Genomic DNA, 18,809 nt, shown 5'->3' on the forward strand with positions numbered 1-18,809 from the left:
ACAATGATAAAAAAGCAGGACTGAGAGATCAGTCCTGCTTTTTTTTTCATAAAAATAACGCTTTAAATAACATTGCTCTTTATCAAAAGCCATTAACATAAAGTTGATGGCATTAGGCTTTGTCGGTTTTTATTCTTAACAACCCTGATATTTAATGATGCTTTTTACCTCGGGCTAACAGCAGTGACATTAGCATTAACGTAAACCAACCAAATGAGCCTGAGCTGCTTTCTTTCTTATTAGTAATTGATACTGAAACCACTTTTGTATCTGAGTTGCCTTTATTGTCGCTCACCGTTAACTGAAACGACAATGTTTCATTTTGTGACACTTGCGGTACTTGAAAACTAATAGTACTAGCATTTGTGTTAAAGCTAACAGCAGGACCCGAGCTTTGTGCCCAAAGATAAGTTACTTCATCGCCATTTCCATCAGAAGTCGTTGAAGCATCTAAGGTGACTGAGCCACCTTCTTCTATCGTTGCAGGTCCTGTTATCACTGCAACAGGTGCAACTTCAACAACACCAAAACTATAACTCGATGTTATGGTGTCACCCGCTAATGTATTCGTTAGAGTCATTTCATTTTCGGTACTTGCTGTACGCGGAATTAAATCAAACCCCACAGAAATCTCGCTTGTTGACATACCAACAGCACGGGTAATTTCCCAAGTAATGGTGTTATTTGAAACAACCCCATCATGATTGACGTTAGTAATTTCTTGCCCTTCAGTAACAGTAGCCGAGAGCGAATAAACTTTATCACTATTGCTTGAATTAGGGGCAATATTAAAGCTAACCGCGTTGATTATACCTGGTGTCATTGATTGATTACCTGCGGCTAAATCTTCTGTAACCTTAACTTGCACATCAGGCTTACCTTGAACAATACTCCAAGGGAGTTTAATTGTTTCAGCATTCGAGCTTGATAACAGCATTAAGCCGTTAACGTTATCGATATTATTCCAATTAAAAGTTAAGTCAAAATCACTTTCGCGCTCGTTAATGCTTGTGGTAACAGCGTTACTTAAGAAACTGTCGTCAAGGTACGTAGCTGAAACCTTAAGCGCAACATCGTCTGTTGCACCTTGGCTTGAAGCAGTGAAACTATCAACTGCAACGTAATAGGTGCCGGCAGGTAAGTCAGTAAACGTAACAACTTCATTTGAATCAGAGCCACTACTTTCTGCAATAGTGTTCGCCCCAGCGTCCAGTATGCGTAAATCAACATCAAGTGCCGTAATTGACGATATATTAAATATGGCATAAGGCACGGTACTTTCGAATGTTACTGTTGTAGTTTTAACGCCTTGATCAGGTACAGGCAAAACCTCTTCTAACACTGGTTGTGCTTGATAAAGCGTTGAAGCCAGTCCTGAAAGGGTTTTTGAACTCCAATTAGTAAAGGTAATTTCGCCAGCAGAACGATTAGCAATGATAACAATTTCGCTTGGTAAATTATTATCAGCGACTTGCACTATTACCGGCAGCTTAGCGTCTGGTGAGTTATCAGCCGTTAAAGTAATACTGCCAAAGTTCCATGCATTAGCGTCAGCTTGGCTCACATCAGCAGTAACGGTAATGGTTTGTTTTTCACCAGCATTAACATCAAAGCTGGTTGGCGTAACTGTTAATGCCATTTTAGCATTTGTCGTCACTGGGGTAACGGTCCAGCTTTCGTCCCTAGTGGCTATAAATGTGCGGGTCCATGTGCATGTATCTATACATTTGGTATTGCTCATCGAAGGTATATTTAATGATGATGGAACACCTGCCATACTGGGGTCGGCTTTAATGTAGTTACTATAGGTTTCATCCATTATTAAGCCGGTATTTGTTGCTAAGTTAACCCGAATACTACCAGAGCCCATGTCAAAGACATCTGCTGGCGTTGTGCCGTTTTCTTTTCGAACATCTGTTGTGGCGGTTAACATTAACGCGGAACGAATATTATCTGCAGTCCAAGTAGGATGAGCTGACTTTAATACTGCCGCAGCACCTGCAACATGAGGTGCCGACATAGATGTGCCGTTCAAAAATGAGTAATCGGCTGGCGATGTGCCTGTTACATCATGTCCGAATTGCTGATCTGAATAAGCAGCATAAATAGAAACACCCGGTGCCGTTACCGATGGCGTCATAATATCTGCCGCCGTAGAGTTTGGACCACGAGAAGAGAAGCTGGCCATATTGTCAGCTTGGCCAATATTGAGCTTCATAGCCGGGTCTATAGACAGTTGTATTGATGAGTTTGCATTGATATCAGCTAATAGCGATGTTCCTGAGTTTTCAGAAATCATTACTGATGGAATTGAGGTTGTTTCTAACTGTCCCATCACAATGGAGCTATTACCGTCTCTATTGTTATAAACAACAACAGCAGATGCACCCGCTGTTGTTGCATTGTTTACTTTAACTAAAAAGTCACAATCGCCACGTTTAATAACAGCTATTGAGTCCTTAAACGCGTTTTGAGAAAATGCAGCACAACCGTTTTCGTTAGTATTGTTGAGATTGACTGCGGCAATTGGCTTAGCCGTAATCGTGCTATTAATGATCGGTCCGGTACCGTCAGTAAATGAATAACTTGTGTTATCGAATGTCAGAAATGTATTTAAGGTTCTGCCGTGTGTTGAAGCACCAACAACGGTATACCATGGCGAATTTTTAAGTGTTGAGTATGCTTCAGGACCACTGTTACCTGCTGAAACTGCTGAAAATATGCCAGCTTCTTGTGCGGCTAAAAAGCCAAGTTCAGTTGCACTTTTCCATGGGTCATCACCACCACTAATTGAAAAGTTTATTACGTCAACACCGTCGATAACGGCATCATCAAGTGCGGCGATAATAGCTGAGCTTGGACAACCGGTATAAGTGTCACCTTCGTCACCTGGCCAACAGATTTGATAAGCAACAATATTGGCATGTGGGGCAACACCAGAAATTTGTTCAAATGAGAAAGCCGTATTAACTATACCGTCACTTTCAGTAACCCCATTTTCTCCAGAAACCAAAGGGGCATTTTTAATAATATTACCACCGGCAGTACTGGCCGTATGAGAGCCATGGCCGCCATAATCTTCACCATTTTTTGCCGGAGGTGAAGAGCCAAATACGATGGTATCATCATAGGAACTGGTTATAACTGAATATGACCGTATACCAATTAACTTGTCATTACATAATTCAATAAAATTACCCGCACAATCACCAACATAATTTCCAGCACCCCATGGGTTTGTGTGGTCGTAACCATCACCGCCAATATCTGCAAAAGAAGGGTGGTCCGAGTTTATACCCGTATCAAATACACCAATAATAACCCCTTCGCCCATATTGACCGCACTTTGCCCATCACCACTCCATACTTCAGTGGCTCCAACATGAATTGGACCTGTGTCGGTATCAACGTACTCAATACGTTCACGTTCAATGTAGGCCACCTCAGTTAAGGCAGATAACGCTTGTGCTTGTGCTTGAGTTAAACTCAAAGCCATGCCGTTAAAGGTGTTTTTATAACGATAAATTCGATTAGGTTCAGCACCTAACTTATTCCTTGCTTGAGCAAGAAAATTTTGCTGTTTATTTTGCAGAAATTTTGAATATTCAATAGCCGCTTTAGATGAAAAGTCTATGCGTAAGGAGTCTCTGACTTGTTGGGCGCTTAATCGGCTGGTGGATAATTGAGCATATGAGTCTTTTTTTGCAACTTTAGGGGTTGTTGCTGGAAAACCTTGAATGCTGCCATCATAAGTCGCAATAGGCATATCTTTTAAACGTACAATATAGGTATATTTGCCGGGAGCTAAATTTTCTTCGACTCTAAATTTTTTTCCGACATTGTTTACGAATGCACTGCCTTTACTGGCAGTTTTAATTTTGCTTGCTGAATCGGTTGTTAGAGTTTGGCTTTGACTGTCGATATTGGCCATTGAACTTAGAGTGACAGTCATTAAAGCAGTCGATACTGCTAATGCAATGTTATTCTTCACGTATACCCCCTTGAATTTTTTGAGACAAACTTCACTTTGAATGAATGTATCTTTAGGTAAATCTACATTATCAAAAGCTTTATATCTATTATTAACAGTAAAATAGCTGCGCCAAACTTAAGTATAATAAGCGCTTTTTTTCAGTGTTTGGTTTGTTAATGCAATGTAATAGCGTTGTGTTGGCGCGATTGTTGATAGAAAGTACCCTTTATTTATCATAGACCTGCTTTTGATTATAGTAGTGATTTAATTTTGCAGTACTAATTTTATAATCAAAGGAAAATGCCCCATTATTCTAAATTATCTGTGTAAAGCGATAGAAAAGGGCCTCAATAATGTACCTGATGTGAGCTTTGCTAACATAGCCTACTCTCGAAAATGTCGGTGCTTTAGAATAAAGGCATTACGGAGGATTAAAGCGAGTTTAGTTTAATAGATACGTTTATTAATGAGGTGTGCGAGGGCGTTTAATTTTGATAGCTGATAAATAATTTTCAGCTATCAAAATTGGTGTTCAGATCAATGTTACTTAATGGGTTGTACCATCAATAAATTGAGCTAATTGAGGACGTTCAAAACTATAAGTCGTCATACAATAATCACAAGTCATTGACACACTGCCTTGTTCGGCAATAATACTTTCAAGCTCACTTGGCTCTATTTGAGAAATAGTGCTTAAACACTTTTCTTCTGAACAACTACACTTATAGCTTACTGCTTGGGGGTCAAACAAACGAACTTCTTCTTGATGATATAAACGATACAATAAGTCTTCGGTAGCTAATGAAAATATTTCTTCAGGCTTAATGGTATTGGTTAATTGGCATAAGTGCTCAAAATCTGCTTGTTGTTGCTCTTTTTCGCCAGCGTCAGGCAGTAATTGAATTAACGTACCTGCTATTTGTGTTGTTTCTTCATCGGTAAATAGCCAAATCTTAGTGGGTATTTGTTCTGAAACTTCAAAATAATGCTCTAAACATTCGGCTAAGGTTTCTTGTTCAAGGGCAACAACACCTTGATAAGGTTCGCCATTGGTTGGGCGAATAGTAATCACCATATTGCCCTTGCCGATAAGTTCTTTAAGCGTGGTAGCCTTAGATTCGCTTGCCATGCGAGCAATGCCACGCATTTCTTGGTGATTATTACCATTAACGGCTAAATAGCCTATGGGGCCATCGCCCTGAAGTTGTACGGCAATTTCGCCTTCAAATTTCAATGTAGCAGTTAATAAGCATGTTGCAGCTACCAATTCACCTAATAATTGCTTAACGCCTAATGGGTAATCATGTGCAGCAACAATGTCTTGGAAAGTTTGACTTAAATTTACTAACTCACCACGAGCATGTAAGTTGTCAAATAAATAGCGATTTAAGATATCTTTTTGCATAGCCACTGTTTATATCCTTTCTTTTAAATGTCGAATTTGTCGACGTTGTTTCTTATCGGGTTTAGTGTCACTGGCTGGGCTGAGTAAAATACCCTGCTGGCGAGCTAAGTTGTTTTTTTCTCGCGTTTCAATGCTTTCGGTGGTTTCTTGGTAAAGTGTTTGGGCAAAGCTAGCATCACGGCGCTTATCAGCTAAAGCGATAACAATGACATGCTTTTCTTCAAAACCTTGTCTAATAGTAATGCGGTCGCCTAAAACTACCGCCTTACCTGACTTACTTCTTTGGCCATTATAAAAAACTTTACCGCCATCAATCATCTGCTTTGCAATCGCACGGGTTTTATAGAACCGCGCCGCCCATAGCCATTTGTCTAAGCGGGTTGACGCGTTACTTTTAGTATCATTAACCTTAGGATTTACCATAGTTGTATTTATACCCTATGTACACATTGGAATTTGGCGAAAGTTATCACAACCGTAGTGTTTACGCTAGTTCGAATGCATTTCTTTACAAATTTTTAACTAATTATAGTTAAAAAATAATATGACGTCTTGTTGCCAAGCGTTTGGTCAAGTATCATCAAAGTGAATTGAAATTTACAGATAATAAAAAAATTATAAAAAATGACATTATCGAATAACCTATCAAGCGCGTTTGAGCAGTTGCCTAAGCTACCGCAACGAAAAATCACCCAAGTAATTATTGTGGTGTTGCTTTGCTATATTGCCTATTTGTTTGCGCAAATAACTTGGCTTGGGCTTGCAGAGTCTGATCAAAACACGAGTTTAACGCTAAACGGAATGTCCTCTGTTTCTTCTGCACCGAAAAAAGCAGTTCAGGTTGAAGCAATACAATCACTTAATCTCTTTGGTGTTTATTCTCAGCAGAGAGAGGAACGTGTTGAAGAGGTTGTTGAAGACGCACCCGAAACACGGCTGAAACTGATTTTAACCGGGGTTGTCGCTAGTAGTGACAAAGCCACTGCTGCCGCAGTTATACAAAGCGCTGGCAAGCAAGAAACATACAGCATTGGAGAGAACATTAAAGGCACGCGTGCGAGCTTAGAAAACGTTTTTAACGATCGGGTAATATTAAAGGTTTCGGGCAGCTTCGAAACCTTAATGTTTGAAGGTTTAATTTTTGATAAAAATGTCAAGCCAGTTCAGCCCAACTACAACAAGTCAGTGGGACCACAATTAACAAAAAACTCTAACGAAAATTCGTCATCGCCTAATATTGTCGATCAACGGAATAACAAAGCGCTAACTCAAGTGGCTACATCACTACAAGAAGAGTTAACGAGCGACCCTGCTAAAATCACCGACTATTTAAAAATTTCGCCTAAACGAGAAAACGGAAAAATAACCGGTTATCAATTAATGCCAGCAAAAGATCCAACTTTCTTTCAAAATGCGGGTCTTAAGTCTGGTGATGTAGCGGTCCAAATGAATGGTTTTGATTTAACCGCGCCACGCGAGGCGGCTCAGGCACTTCAGTCTTTAAGAGAACAACGCGAAGTTTCGCTGTTACTTGACCGTAATGGTGACATGACAGAAATACTTTTCAGTATAGATAATTAGAATAAAAGGAATAATAAATGCGCAAATTATTAAGCGCACCTTGGTATAAACGTAGTCTTACCGGGGTTGTTACTGCAGTTTTACTCAATAGTGTTTTGCTCTCTACCAATATAAATGCCGCTGAATATTCACCTAATTTCAAAGGCACAGAAATAGCGGAATTTATTAATATTGTTGGCAAAAACTTAAGAAAAACCATGATCGTCGATCCCAACGTTCGCGGTAAAGTTAATGTACGAAGTTATGACTTGTTAACTGAAAAGCAATATTATCAATTCTTCTTGAACGTTTTAGAAGTGTATGGCTTTTCTGCTGTAGAAATGGACAACAATGTTGTCAAAATTATTCGTAATAAAGATGCAAAAACCTCTTCGATACCGGTAGTTGGGAATGAAAACCCTGGTGCTGGTGATGAAATGGTTACCCGGGTTGTTGAAGTTAAAAACGTTACCGTACGTGAACTTACACCTTTACTGCGTCAATTATCAGATCAAGCCGGTGGTGGCAACGTAGTTAACTATGACCCTGCTAACGTAATTATGTTGACGGGTACTGCGGCTGTGGTAAACCGTTTAGTGCAAATTATTGAGCGAGTTGATAAAGCCGGCGACCAAGACGTACAAATCATTAGTTTAAAATATGCATCTGCTGGCGAAATGGTACGTATTGTTGAGGCCATGAATAAATCTGGTCAAGGTAAAAGTGCCGGAACACCAACCTTTTTAATTCCTACTATTGTGGCTGACGAACGTACTAACAGCGTTATTGTTAGTGGCGAAGTAAAAGCGCGTGAACGCGTTGCAAGATTGGTTTCACGTTTAGATAGTGAGCTAGAATCTAACGGTAACACGCGGGTTTATCATTTAAAATACGCCAAATCCGAAGACATGGTAAAAGTGCTTCAGGGTGTTAGTGAATCTATTGAAGCTGACTCGTCAACCACAAGTACCACATCGCGAAAAAGCAAAACGCGTAATGTCAGTATTGATGCTCATGAAGATACTAATACCTTAGTTATTACCGCTCAACCGGATATGTTGCGCTCATTAGAAGCCGTTATTCGCCAGTTAGATATTCGCCGTGCTCAAGTGCTTATTGAAGCTATTATTGTTGAAGTATTTGAAGGCGACGGTATCAATTTGGGTGTGCAATGGTATAGCGAACAAGGTGGAGTTACCCAATTTACCAACGGTGTAGCACCTATTAGTTCAGTGGCTGCCGCGGCTGAAGCTGCTCGTTCAACTCCAGGTACAAAAGGGTCAACGGTAACTTCAGAAAATGGAGCGGTCACTGTCAACCCAGACCAAGCAGACACCAAGGGTGATTACAGTTTACTTGCTCAAGTATTAGGTACGGTCAGTGGGACCATGTTTGGTATTGTAAAAGACGATTGGGGCGCGATAGTGCAAGCCGTAAGTTCAGATACTAATTCGAACTTATTATCTACGCCGAGTATCACCACGCTTGATAATGAAGAAGCATATTTTATTGTTGGTCAAGAAGTGCCAATTATTACTGGCGCGCAAACCGGTAGTAACAATAGTAATCCATTCCAAACTGTTGAACGCCAAGAAATTGGTATCAAATTAAAGGTTACGCCACAAATTAACGAAGGTAGTGGTGTACAGCTAACTATTGAACAAGAAGTGTCGTCGGTGAGTGGTGCAACGGGTGTTGATATCTCAATCAATAAACGTGAAATTAAAACCACGGTTATGGCTGATGACGGCGCTACGGTTATTTTAGGTGGTCTAATTGATGAAGACGTACAAGAAAGCGTGCAAAAAGTACCGTTACTTGGCGATATACCTATCATTGGTCATTTGTTTAAATCAACCAGCAATACCAAGCGTAAACGTAATTTGATGGTATTTTTACGACCCACTATTGTCCGTGATGGCAAATTGATGAATGACTTAAGTAGAGAAAAATATAATTACATTCGTGCAATAGAACTTCAAAAGAAAGAAGCGGGTCTTGAATTAATGTCGGATGAGAAACTGCCTATTCTGCCAACATGGAATGATCAACTGTCTTTACCACCGTCGTTTGATGAATACATGAAAAAGCGTGATGAAGAAAAATCGTCGAATGAAAGCGAATAGCCATGAGTGATATTGATCCACAAACACAAGCTTTTGTTGTTGCTAGCGAAAAAGCTGCAATTGAAAACGAAACTTCGCCTGATGAATCATCACTAGCGGTCAGTGACATTTTGAAGGATGAAAATGTTCGCTTCCGCCTACCTTTTGGTTTTGCTAAGCGACACAGTGTACTGGTGGCAAATGAAAACGGTGATTTACGCTTAGTCTGCACTGAGTCACTCAGTGCAGACATTTTATTAGAAGTACGCCGTGTGCTAAAAGCGCCTTTTACGCTTGATATAAAAAGCGCAGAAGAGTTTGAGCAATTGTTAACGATTGCTTATCAACGCGACTCTTCAGAAGCACAACAAATGATGGAAGATATCGGCAACGAGGTTGATTTATATTCACTTGCCGACGAAATGACTGAAACCGAAGATTTATTAGAAAACGAAGACGATGCACCGATTATTAAACTAATCAATGCCATGTTAAGTGAAGCTATTAAAGAAAATGCCTCAGATATTCATATCGAAACCTTTGAACAAGCATTGCAAATTCGCTTTCGTGTTGATGGCGTATTACGTGAAGTGTTAAAGCCGAATCGTAAATTAGCCTCATTACTGGTGTCTCGTATCAAGGTCATGGCAAAACTAGATATTGCAGAAAAGCGTATTCCACAAGATGGACGTATCTCCTTAAGAATAGCGGGGCGAGCAGTCGATGTGCGTGTTTCAACTATGCCAACTGGGCACGGAGAAAGGGTAGTTTTACGTTTACTCGATAAAAACTCAACGCGATTAGATTTACAAGATCTAGGTATGACCGACGGTAACCGAGCGCGTTTTTCTGAACTAATTGAAAAACCCCACGGTATTATTCTGGTTACCGGGCCAACAGGTTCCGGTAAAAGTACGACTTTATATGCAGGCTTAAGCCAAATTGACAGCAAAGAACGTAATATTTTAACGGTTGAAGACCCTATTGAGTACGCTATAGAAGGTATTGGGCAAACCCAAGTAAACACCAAAGTTGATATGACTTTCGCTCGAGGTTTGCGCGCGATATTGCGCCAAGATCCTGATGTGGTTATGGTCGGTGAGATTCGCGATTTAGAAACCGCTCAAATCGGTGTGCAAGCAAGTTTAACCGGGCATTTGGTATTATCAACATTGCATACTAACACCGCTGCAGGCGCGATAACGCGAATGGAAGATATGGGTGTTGAACCATTCTTACTTTCATCAAGTTTATTAGGTGTTTTAGCACAACGATTAGTAAGAACCTTATGCCCACATTGTCGTGAATGTTGCGCCACATCTGCTGAAGAACGTAAGTTATTACAACTTAGCGATGACGATACTGCGCCAATATACAAAGCCGTTGGTTGTGAAGAATGCAACTTTAAAGGTTATAAAGGCCGAACCGGCATTCATGAACTGATTGTGGTTGATGAAAAAGTCCGTGAATTAATTCATAACGGCAAAGGCGAGCAAGCGATTGAAAAATTCATTCGTGCATACACGCCAAGTATACGTCGTGACGGTTTTGATAAAGTAATGCTGGGTGAAACAACCATTGAAGAAGTATTACGAGTTACGCGTGAAGACTAAGCAGTCGTGTATCTCAAGATAAAACAGTCGCATAACTAGGTATTAACTTGGTACTGAACTAGGTTAGATAAATTGTAAATTATGGCAGCATTTGATTATCAGGCAGTAGACAGCCGAGGCAAAAATAAAAAAGGGGTTATTGAAGGTGACACCCCTAGACATGTGCGTAATTTACTGCGTGAACAGGGCTTAATGCCTATTGAAGTTACGCCATGTTTGCAAAAAAGTAAGCAAGAAAGTAAAAAGTCTTTTTTTAGTGGTGGTAAAAAAATCTCAGCGTCTGAGCTGGCATTAATCACGCGGCAACTATCAACCTTAGTTGAATCAGGCTTACCCATTGAAGAGTCATTAATGGCCGTAGGTGAGCAGTGTGATAAAAACACCTTAAAAAGTATGGTTATGGCGGTGCGCACTAAAGTCACTGAAGGTTATGGTTTAGCTGAAAGCATGGCTGAGTTTCCTCAGGTGTTTAATCGCTTATTTCGGGCCATGGTTGCAGCGGGCGAAAAATCCGGCCATCTTGACAAAGTCTTAGACCGGTTAGCCGATTACACCGAAAAACGCCAACAACTGCGCTCTCAGCTAATTCAAGCCTTGGTTTATCCCGTTATTATGACCGTAGTCGCAACTGGCGTAATTGCCATATTACTGACCGCTGTAGTACCAAAAATTGTCGGCCAATTTGAACATATGGGAGCTAATTTGCCCGCTACCACCAAGTTCCTAATTGCCAGTAGTGACTTTTTACGTGATTATGGTTTAGTTATTGTAGTAATTGTCGCTGCGCTAATGCTCTTTTGGTCACAATTGTTGAAAAAAGACAGTTTTAGGTTCGCTTATCACAAGCGCTTTCTCGCTATACCGGGCATAGGTAAAGTGGCAAAAAGCGTAAATACCGCAAGATTTGCTCGTACCTTGAGCATTTTAACCGCGAGTGCCGTTCCTTTATTAGAGAGTATGAAAATTTCGGGTGAAGTACTCGACAATTTATACATTAAGCAAAGTGTTAAAGAGTCTGCAGACAAGGTCAGAGAGGGCGCCAGTTTGCGGGTGTCTTTAGAGCAAACGAAGCTGTTTCCACCAATGATGCTGCACATGATAGCCAGTGGTGAAAAAAGTGGTCAGCTTGAACATATGTTAGGGCGAGCTGCCGATAACCAAGACCGTGAGTTCGAGGCTGTTATTAACATCTCATTAAAGGCATTTGAGCCGGCATTGATGGTGGTAATGGCAGGTATTGTATTATTTATCGTTATGGCTATTTTACAGCCAATTCTTCAGTTAAATACGTTAATAGGAAATTAGAAATGAAAGCAGTAAGAAATATTCGAGGTTTTACCCTTTTAGAAGTGATGGTTGTTATTGTAATTTTAGGTATTTTAGCCAGTATGGTGGTACCTAACTTAATGGGCAGTCAAGAACGCGCCAATATGCAAAAAGCCGTGTCAGATATTAATGCGCTGGAAACATCTTTAAGTATGTACAAAATGGATAACTATAAGTATCCAAGTACAGAGCAAGGCTTAGAAGCATTAGTGACTGAAACTGATATTGAGCCAATGCCCCGCCGTTTTCCAGAAGGCGGTTATGTTAAGCGTTTACCGAACGACCCTTGGGGCACTGAATATCAACTATTAAATCCGGGCGAGCATAGTGCTATGGATGTTTTTTCTATGGGGCCTGACGGTGAACCGGGTACAGACGACGATATTGGTAACTGGAATTTAGGCGATTATCAATAATCATTTTTGTTGATAATTGATTACTGACTAACTATGAAGCTAAATCATGACTATTTGTCGAAGCAAAAGCATCGAATTCAACAAGGTTTTACCTTAATTGAAGTGATGCTAGTCATTGTCTTGATTGGCGTTATGGTCTCTGCGGTACAATTTACTTTTTCTGGCAATAAACCAGAGCAACTATTAGAACAAAACAGTGCCCGCTTTGCGGGCATTTTTGACGTTGCAGCAGAATACGGCCTACTAAACAATGTCGAGTTAGGCTTGTTTATTGAAGACAACAGTTATCAATTTCTTGGTTATGACGGTGTCAGTTGGTCTCCCATTGCAGATAACCCTTTATTTGAAGTTTATACTTTACCTGAAGGTATTGAAATAACCTTGCAGCTTGATGATCTACCTATTGAAGAGCCTCAACTCTTCGATTCTTCGGTATTAATCAATGAAGATGAAGAAGAGAGCTTTACTGGCGATTCTGAAAAGAAAAAAACTATTCCGCAAGTCTATATGCTTTCTGGTGGTGATATTACCCCCTTTAGTTTAACGTTTTCATTGGCAGACTTCGCTTTTGATGGCGATGAAAATATTAGTTTTAAAGTTTCTGGCATTTATACCACACCACTTACGATAGAAGGGCCATTAGTGAATGCGGACTCTCGTTAATTTTAGCGTGAATTTCAGCGTTAATAAGCTACAAAAAGGTTTTACCTTAATTGAGGTTATGTTGGCGATGGCGGTGTTTTCAATTGCGGGTATAGCAATTTTAGGTACGGCAGACACAAACGCGAGAAACTTAGGTTATTTAGAAAGTAAAATTATTGCGAGTTGGGTGGCATCGAATCAGTTAGTTGAAGTAACCCTAGATACCTCTTGGCCGCCAAAGAACAATAAAAAAGGCAAAGTAGAGTTGGCTGGGCAAGAATGGTTTTGGCAACAAAAAGTAGTAAAAACTACTGACAATGACATGCGCGCCATTGTTATGGAAGTGCGTCTTGAAGAAAAAGCAGCAAAGTCACTAACCAGCTTAATGACCTATATTTCGAAGCAAAGTAAATGAATATAACCCTCGTTAAACATAAGGTGACTAAAAGCACTGCGAGCGTTATGCCAAAGCGTAGCCAAGGTTTTACCTTGCTTGAAGTGCTGATTGCTATAGCGATATTTTCGGTGATCAGTATGGCAAGTTTTAGTATTTTTGAAACCGTACTAAATAGCGACACATCCACCAAAGCTCGCACAGACAGAATTAATGAATTACAACGGGGCTTTTTAATCATCGAGCGTGATATGTTACAAATAGCTCGACGTAGTGTTCGTTTAAATGGTGAAGCACCGCAGACCGGATTTTTACATACTGACACCGAAAGTTTTACCACCAGTGAACAGGCAATTGCCTTTGTTCGTCATGGCTGGACCAATCCAGGCTTATTATTACCGCGCAGTGATATGCAGTCGGTGGCTTATCAATTAAACGAAAAAATTGTCGAGCGAGTTCATTTTAACTTTGTTGATGCGGTGTTAGGTGAAGAGCCAAAAGTAAGACCATTAATTTCAGAGGTTGAAAGCTTAAATTTCGAATTTTATGATGGGAAAAAATGGCAAAAGTCATTAAAAGAAAACACTTTGCCAATGGCAATTGCGATTGAACTAGATACCACAGATTATGGCATTATTCGTCGTCAATTTATCGTAGCCGGTGATAACCTTGACGGTGAGGACTAAAGCCGTGGTTAGAAGTTGTGCAATAACACCTAAACCCAAAGGCGTGGCGTTAATTACGGTGATGCTAATTATTGCGTTAATCGCTATATTAGCGACGCAAATGACCGCGCGCTTGCAATTACAAATGCAACGCACCACTAATATAGGTTCAAACCAGCAAGCTTATTGGTATGCCATGGGCGCTGAAGCATTTGCAAAAAGAATATTAATACAATCTTTTGAAGCTGATTCAGAAGTGACGCATTTAGGCCAATTGTGGGCGCAAGGTGAAAATACTTTTCCGGTCGATTTTGGTCAGATTACCGGTGAAATAACCGATTTAAATAGCTGTTTCAACTTAAACGCGTTACGGGTTAATGATGATGACGGTAGTGGTAACAGTAATCGCGGTAACAGTGCTAATGCGGCAAATAAGTCGCCAGCGAGAGCGGCTTTTGAAGAATTATTAATCGCAATGAATATCGAAGGTGTTGGCAGTTTTGAAGCAGAATATATGGCTGATGCCTTAACTGATTGGTTAGACGCAGATGGTAGTATTTCAGGTTCCGGCGGCGCTGAAGATAATGACTATGCTTCTAAAGAGTTCCCCTACTTAGCCGCGAATAATTACCTTGCGAGTATGGCAGAGTTAAGAGTTATTGATCATTTTACGGTTAATGTTATTGATAAATTAAAAGACTACACCTGTATTTTGCCTAATACCAACATGAATAAGATAAACATCAATACCATTGCACAAGATCAGCCTGAAATACTTGTAGCCATGTTAGGGATAAGTCAAAATGAAGCATCACAAGCATTATCTTCTCGTGGAGAAGAGGGCTTCAAAAATATTGATGAGTTTTTTAGTTTAAGTGATTTGAGTAAAGCTAAAATACCACCAGAGAAAAAACAACTATTTGCTGTTAAAAGTGAGTATTTTAAGCTCAAAACAACGGCAAGTTTTAATAACAGTTACTTTGCTTTGAATACCATTATGAAAGTAGACAATAAAAATAATATACGTGTGATCAGTCGCATCATAGGACGAGAGTAATGGGTGAAACCTTATTTATCCGTTTAGGCAGCCAAGCTGAAAATAAAATTCACTGGCTGATTAAAATCAACGGACAAGAAGATATTATCGCAAGTGGAGAGTTACCTAACGCGAGCGAGTTAGAGCAACTAACTGAAAAAGCCTCTGCACGAGAAGTTGTGGTATTTGTACCAGCAAGTGATGTTGCCATTAAAAGCTTGAAAGTGCCGGGCTCATCTCAACGCGCTATTCGTTTAGCTGCACCATATATGCTAGAAGAAACGTTAGCACAAGATGTTGAGCAACTGTGCTTCACTTTTAATGATACTAAACAAGATGAACAGGGGAATAACTGTTTTGTAGCTGCACTTGAACGTAAGCAATTGGAACTTTGGTTACAGTGGTTGGCAGATGCCGGAATATTCTGTAAGTTAATTATCCCCGATGCACTGGCATTGCCCTTTGATAACCAAAGTCGCAGTGCAGTAATGCTGGGCGAACAAGTATTAATTAGGCTTGGTGAATGGCAAGTTATGTCATTCGAAGCCAATGCTTGGCCCATAATTGCTAAGCACTTTACTGATAACGATGAAACTAAAAGTGCCATTATGGCTTATTCATCCTTATCGCAAGTGCCAGCTGAAATAAATGTCGAATACTTACCTGAAGAACTGCCATTAGCTATTTTAGCGAATAATCATTCTCGTAAATTCAACTTGCTACAAGGTGAGTTTCAAGTTAAAGAAAAACGCTCAGCAGCCAGTGTTAATTGGCTTTGGGTTGCAGGTATTGCGTGTTTCGCATTGGTGATTAATTTTACCCTTAAAGGAGCACAACTTTATACTTTATCTCAACAGGTATCGGTTATTGAAGCAGAGATTATTGAAAATTATAAAGCTGCATTTCCTGAGACTAAACGGGTTAAAGTGTCGACCGTTCGCTCACAGTTACGCCAAAAATTAGCTGAAATTGGCAACAGTGATGAATCTGCAGGATTTTTATCATTGTTAGTTAAACTTGAACCTGCATTGGCAAGCGTACCTGAGATTAAACCACAAACGTTAAAGTTTGACGGCAAACGCCAAGAAGTGCGCATGCAAACTATCGCTAAAGATTATCAATACTTTGAAAAACTGAAAGTTGCCCTTGAAAAAGCAGGCTTAACAGTTAATCTTGGTGCTCAAAATAATCAAGGTGATCAAATTTCTGGCTCATTTAGTATTACAGATAAAGCATCTAAGGGGCGCTCATGAAAGCTTGGTGGCAACAGTTAAATGTTCGTGAACAACGTTTGGTATTGATAATGTCAGGGGTTATTTCGATATTTATTTTATATGGCCTTATTTGGCAGCCGCTGAATGAAAACATTGCTAAGCAAAAATTAAAAATCGAACGTCAACAAGCCTTGTTAACATGGGTCGAAGAAAGTACACAACGCTATCAAGAAGCAAAGCGTAATGGCCGTGCAAGTTCTGGTGCAAGTTTGTCGAGCATCGTTAACCGCACTTCCAGAGCTAACAATATAATCATTACCCGTATGCAACCGCAAGGTGAAGATTTGCAAGTTTGGATTGATGAAATATCATTTAATCAGTTATTAACTTGGTTAGAGAAATTAGCCAGTAGAGATGGTCTGCAAGTAAAGAATATAGATCTTAGTTTAGCTGACCAGCAAGGTGTGGTCCGTGTTCGTCGATTACAGTTAGGAAAGAATTAATGAAAAAGAAGTTTGCTTATACGGCAATTTTTTTCACTGCGTATTGTGTTTTTGTTCTAGCGTTAATGCCTGCCAGTTGGTTGATGGCGCAAATTAAATTACCTAAAAATGTGGCGGTTTCCGCTGTTGAAGGCACTGTTTGGCATACCCGTATTTTACAAGTAATGGTGGATGACGTTGTTATTAACCAAGTGCAGAGTTCTTTGTCATTAATGTCGGTGTTAATGCTTGACCCTAAACTTGATATTACCTTTGGTAATGCTTTAGTCAATGGTCCTGAGGGAAAGTTGATCATAAGTGGGTTGTTGTCAGACATGGTTGTTGAAGATGCGCAGATAAATCTTGCTGCAAATACTGTGGCAACAAGACTGAACTTAGCCATTGATATTATTGCCCATGAGAAACTGCAACTTAATATTGAGCGTTTTATTATTGGCGCGCCAATATGTAGCGAACTAGAAGGCACCCTACAATGGCGTAATGCTGCCATTACGGCATTCGAAGAAAAAGTGAAGCTTGGTGGGCTTGCAGCGAAATTGACTTGTGATAAAGGCGAAATTATTGCCGATGTTGAGCCTAACAATAACTTAGGTTTAAGTTATCGTGCCCAGATAAAACAAGGTGGTCGTTTCACGGGCAGCGGTTACTTAACGCCAGGGACTAAATTTCCTGAGCAATTAAAAGCAACCTTAAGCTTTTTGGGTAAACCCGATAACCAAGGTCGCTATCGCTTAAAAATATAGCTTTGGTAAGTGGCTAAAGTGGTTTTGGTTTATTGCTTTTTAAGTAAATATAATGGCTTAAAAACCACCACTTTGGTCGTTCACGTCATTGTATTGGTATTACTTCAATTATTATTACGGGTTAGCTGTTACAGCAATCCTGTCCTTCCTGAATTGGAGGGCATTTAACCGTTCCATAAGAGCAGTAAACGCAACAATCACCTTTTAAAGGTCTTAATAAAACTTTACAAGATTCACATTCATAGTACCACTGACAAGCATTGGTTGGCATTACTTCTGCCTTATTATGGCCACACTCAGGGCAAGTTATTGTTGAGTTTAATTCTACACTTTGCATATTCGTTCCTTTGTAGGTTTTACAATATCTAATACTGACATTACGACCATTAAACTTATACCAAAATAGAACAAGTATGTACTCCAGTCATATCGCCAAAGTGGGTATAGTGTTAATAAAACAGCTGTAGGACCAACAACACTTAAAACACCTCTTATATGGTTGCTATTACGATACCAATTGTACATATTTACCAGTAATGCAAGTGCAGCGAAAACTGGCAGTAAAGTATTTACTGCTATGCCCTCAAAAGACGAAAGAAATCCCAAACCAAGTGCGGAAGCCAAAGAACCTAATGCAGGAAAACAGGCTGTACAACTAAGCGCTGCCATCCAAACACCACCGGAGCCAACTTTATCGAGCAATTTGTTTATCATCAATAATCATTCCTAAGTAATTTATAGTCACGATAAACTCCGTATATAGGTACGGAGTCAATAATTACTTTAATGAGTCAATAATAGGACAACAGGAATGGTCTTGATTAGCTTTACATGAATTGGTCATTTCACTAATAACGCGCTCTAGACGCTGTAAATCTGATATTTTATTTCGAATTATATCTAATTTTTGCAAACCTAGGCTTTCTACTTGGACGCAGTTATTTTCCATAGATATTAACGAGGATATTTCATTTAATGTAAAACCAAGAGCTTTTGCTTTAGCGATAAACCTAAGCTTGTCTGCAACAGCCGTACTATACAAACGATAACCGTTTTCTGGTTTTAAAGGTTGAGAAATAAGCCCTTTTTTTTCATAAAATCTTATGGTCTCAATATTGATATCTAACTCTTTAGCCAGCTTGCCAATTGTCTTCATACCTTTTGTCACTTATTAAATTGAAATGATTCTACAACAGGAAGTATGGAGTATATTA

At 39.7% G+C, this 18,809-nt stretch carries 18 protein-coding genes; 12 read left to right on the forward strand and 6 right to left on the reverse strand.

From position 1 onward, the window contains the following. Positions 1 to 151: 151 nt before the first annotated feature. From B5D82_RS10440 to hslR, 3 genes are all read right to left on the reverse strand, one after another. Entirely contained in the window at positions 152 to 3,991 is a 3,840-nt protein-coding gene (locus tag B5D82_RS10440) for a S8 family serine peptidase (RefSeq protein WP_081151361.1), read from the reverse strand. A gap of 529 nt (positions 3,992 to 4,520) precedes the next feature. Further along, entirely contained in the window at positions 4,521 to 5,378 is an 858-nt protein-coding gene (hslO, locus tag B5D82_RS10445; RefSeq protein WP_081154446.1) for an Hsp33 family molecular chaperone HslO, read from the reverse strand. A gap of 9 nt (positions 5,379 to 5,387) precedes the next feature. Beyond that, positions 5,388 to 5,801: a ribosome-associated heat shock protein Hsp15 gene (gene hslR, locus B5D82_RS10450; protein WP_081151363.1), complete on the reverse strand. Its 414-nt coding sequence runs from the start codon at positions 5,799 to 5,801 to the stop codon at positions 5,388 to 5,390. A gap of 201 nt (positions 5,802 to 6,002) precedes the next feature. Between hslR and gspC the strand changes: the two genes are divergently transcribed. The 12 genes from gspC to B5D82_RS10510 all read left to right on the forward strand — a co-directional run bounded on the left by gspC (position 6,003) and on the right by B5D82_RS10510 (position 17,595). Continuing rightward, positions 6,003 to 6,959, forward strand: coding sequence for a type II secretion system protein GspC (gene gspC, locus B5D82_RS10455; protein ID WP_081151364.1), 957 nt, complete (start codon positions 6,003 to 6,005; stop codon positions 6,957 to 6,959). A 17-nt stretch (positions 6,960 to 6,976) separates the two neighbouring features. Next, positions 6,977 to 9,064 (forward strand): type II secretion system secretin GspD, encoded by a 2,088-nt coding sequence (gene gspD / locus B5D82_RS10460; RefSeq protein WP_081151366.1) that lies wholly within the window; start codon positions 6,977 to 6,979, stop codon positions 9,062 to 9,064. A gap of 2 nt (positions 9,065 to 9,066) precedes the next feature. Next, entirely contained in the window at positions 9,067 to 10,656 is a 1,590-nt protein-coding gene (gene gspE, locus B5D82_RS10465) for a type II secretion system ATPase GspE (RefSeq protein WP_081151367.1), read from the forward strand. An 81-nt stretch (positions 10,657 to 10,737) separates the two neighbouring features. Continuing rightward, positions 10,738 to 11,961, forward strand: a complete 1,224-nt coding sequence (gene gspF / locus B5D82_RS10470; protein WP_081151368.1) for a type II secretion system inner membrane protein GspF — start codon at positions 10,738 to 10,740, stop codon at positions 11,959 to 11,961. 2 nt (positions 11,962 to 11,963) lie between these two features. Then, the gene (gene gspG / locus B5D82_RS10475) at positions 11,964 to 12,398 is read left to right on the forward strand and encodes a type II secretion system major pseudopilin GspG (RefSeq protein WP_081151369.1); all 435 of its coding nucleotides are present in this window, start codon (positions 11,964 to 11,966) and stop codon (positions 12,396 to 12,398) included. Positions 12,399 to 12,431: 33 nt separating this feature from the next. Continuing rightward, the gene (gene gspH, locus B5D82_RS10480) at positions 12,432 to 13,061 is read left to right on the forward strand and encodes a type II secretion system minor pseudopilin GspH (protein WP_081151371.1); all 630 of its coding nucleotides are present in this window, start codon (positions 12,432 to 12,434) and stop codon (positions 13,059 to 13,061) included. After that, entirely contained in the window at positions 13,045 to 13,455 is a 411-nt protein-coding gene (gene gspI, locus B5D82_RS10485; protein WP_081151373.1) for a type II secretion system minor pseudopilin GspI, read from the forward strand. Before gspH ends, gspI begins: the two co-directional genes overlap by 17 nt. Then, entirely contained in the window at positions 13,452 to 14,120 is a 669-nt protein-coding gene (gene gspJ / locus B5D82_RS10490) for a type II secretion system minor pseudopilin GspJ (RefSeq protein WP_081151374.1), read from the forward strand. Before gspI ends, gspJ begins: the two co-directional genes overlap by 4 nt. Before the next feature lie 4 nt (positions 14,121 to 14,124). Beyond that, on the forward strand, positions 14,125 to 15,156 hold the full coding sequence (gene gspK, locus B5D82_RS10495; protein WP_245807456.1) for a type II secretion system minor pseudopilin GspK: 1,032 nt from the start codon (positions 14,125 to 14,127) through the stop codon (positions 15,154 to 15,156). Beyond that, on the forward strand, positions 15,156 to 16,388 hold the full coding sequence (gspL, locus tag B5D82_RS10500) for a type II secretion system protein GspL (RefSeq protein WP_081151376.1): 1,233 nt from the start codon (positions 15,156 to 15,158) through the stop codon (positions 16,386 to 16,388). The genes gspK and gspL overlap by 1 nt, the downstream gene beginning before the upstream one ends. After that, entirely contained in the window at positions 16,385 to 16,852 is a 468-nt protein-coding gene (gene gspM, locus B5D82_RS10505) for a type II secretion system protein GspM (RefSeq protein ID WP_081151377.1), read from the forward strand. The genes gspL and gspM overlap by 4 nt, the downstream gene beginning before the upstream one ends. Next, entirely contained in the window at positions 16,852 to 17,595 is a 744-nt protein-coding gene (locus tag B5D82_RS10510) for a type II secretion system protein N (protein WP_081151379.1), read from the forward strand. The genes gspM and B5D82_RS10510 overlap by 1 nt, the downstream gene beginning before the upstream one ends. Before the next feature lie 121 nt (positions 17,596 to 17,716). Here B5D82_RS10510 and B5D82_RS20165 read toward each other — a convergent pair whose 3' ends face one another. From B5D82_RS20165 to B5D82_RS10525, 3 genes are all read right to left on the reverse strand, one after another. Further along, positions 17,717 to 17,932: a GDCCVxC domain-containing (seleno)protein gene (locus B5D82_RS20165; RefSeq protein WP_081151380.1), complete on the reverse strand. Its 216-nt coding sequence runs from the start codon at positions 17,930 to 17,932 to the stop codon at positions 17,717 to 17,719. Beyond that, a complete protein-coding gene (gene merC / locus B5D82_RS10520; RefSeq protein WP_081151381.1) occupies positions 17,920 to 18,309 on the reverse strand; it encodes an organomercurial transporter MerC in 390 nt (129 codons plus the stop codon). The genes B5D82_RS20165 and merC overlap by 13 nt, the downstream gene beginning before the upstream one ends. 64 nt (positions 18,310 to 18,373) lie before the next feature. Beyond that, a complete protein-coding gene (locus B5D82_RS10525) occupies positions 18,374 to 18,751 on the reverse strand; it encodes a MerR family DNA-binding transcriptional regulator (RefSeq protein WP_081151382.1) in 378 nt (125 codons plus the stop codon). Positions 18,752 to 18,809: the final 58 nt, after the last annotated feature.

Origin of the sequence: Cognaticolwellia beringensis (assembly GCF_002076895.1) — a bacterium.
Taxonomy (GTDB): domain Bacteria; phylum Pseudomonadota; class Gammaproteobacteria; order Enterobacterales; family Alteromonadaceae; genus Cognaticolwellia; species Cognaticolwellia beringensis.

Coding starts and splice junctions, on each gene's coding strand:
- merC (WP_081151381.1), bottom strand. CDS start 18,309: ATGATAAACAAATTGCTCGATAAAGTTGGCTCCGGTGGTGTTTGGATG.
- gspG (WP_081151369.1), top strand. CDS start 11,964: ATGAAAGCAGTAAGAAATATTCGAGGTTTTACCCTTTTAGAAGTGATG.
- hslR (WP_081151363.1), bottom strand. CDS start 5,801: ATGGTAAATCCTAAGGTTAATGATACTAAAAGTAACGCGTCAACCCGC.
- gspH (WP_081151371.1), top strand. CDS start 12,432: ATGAAGCTAAATCATGACTATTTGTCGAAGCAAAAGCATCGAATTCAA.
- B5D82_RS20165 (WP_081151380.1), bottom strand. CDS start 17,932: ATGCAAAGTGTAGAATTAAACTCAACAATAACTTGCCCTGAGTGTGGC.
- gspJ (WP_081151374.1), top strand. CDS start 13,452: ATGAATATAACCCTCGTTAAACATAAGGTGACTAAAAGCACTGCGAGC.
- B5D82_RS10525 (WP_081151382.1), bottom strand. CDS start 18,751: ATGAAGACAATTGGCAAGCTGGCTAAAGAGTTAGATATCAATATTGAG.
- gspE (WP_081151367.1), top strand. CDS start 9,067: ATGAGTGATATTGATCCACAAACACAAGCTTTTGTTGTTGCTAGCGAA.
- gspF (WP_081151368.1), top strand. CDS start 10,738: ATGGCAGCATTTGATTATCAGGCAGTAGACAGCCGAGGCAAAAATAAA.
- gspC (WP_081151364.1), top strand. CDS start 6,003: ATGACATTATCGAATAACCTATCAAGCGCGTTTGAGCAGTTGCCTAAG.
- gspM (WP_081151377.1), top strand. CDS start 16,385: ATGAAAGCTTGGTGGCAACAGTTAAATGTTCGTGAACAACGTTTGGTA.
- gspI (WP_081151373.1), top strand. CDS start 13,045: ATGCGGACTCTCGTTAATTTTAGCGTGAATTTCAGCGTTAATAAGCTA.
- gspL (WP_081151376.1), top strand. CDS start 15,156: ATGGGTGAAACCTTATTTATCCGTTTAGGCAGCCAAGCTGAAAATAAA.
- gspD (WP_081151366.1), top strand. CDS start 6,977: ATGCGCAAATTATTAAGCGCACCTTGGTATAAACGTAGTCTTACCGGG.
- B5D82_RS10510 (WP_081151379.1), top strand. CDS start 16,852: ATGAAAAAGAAGTTTGCTTATACGGCAATTTTTTTCACTGCGTATTGT.
- hslO (WP_081154446.1), bottom strand. CDS start 5,378: ATGCAAAAAGATATCTTAAATCGCTATTTATTTGACAACTTACATGCT.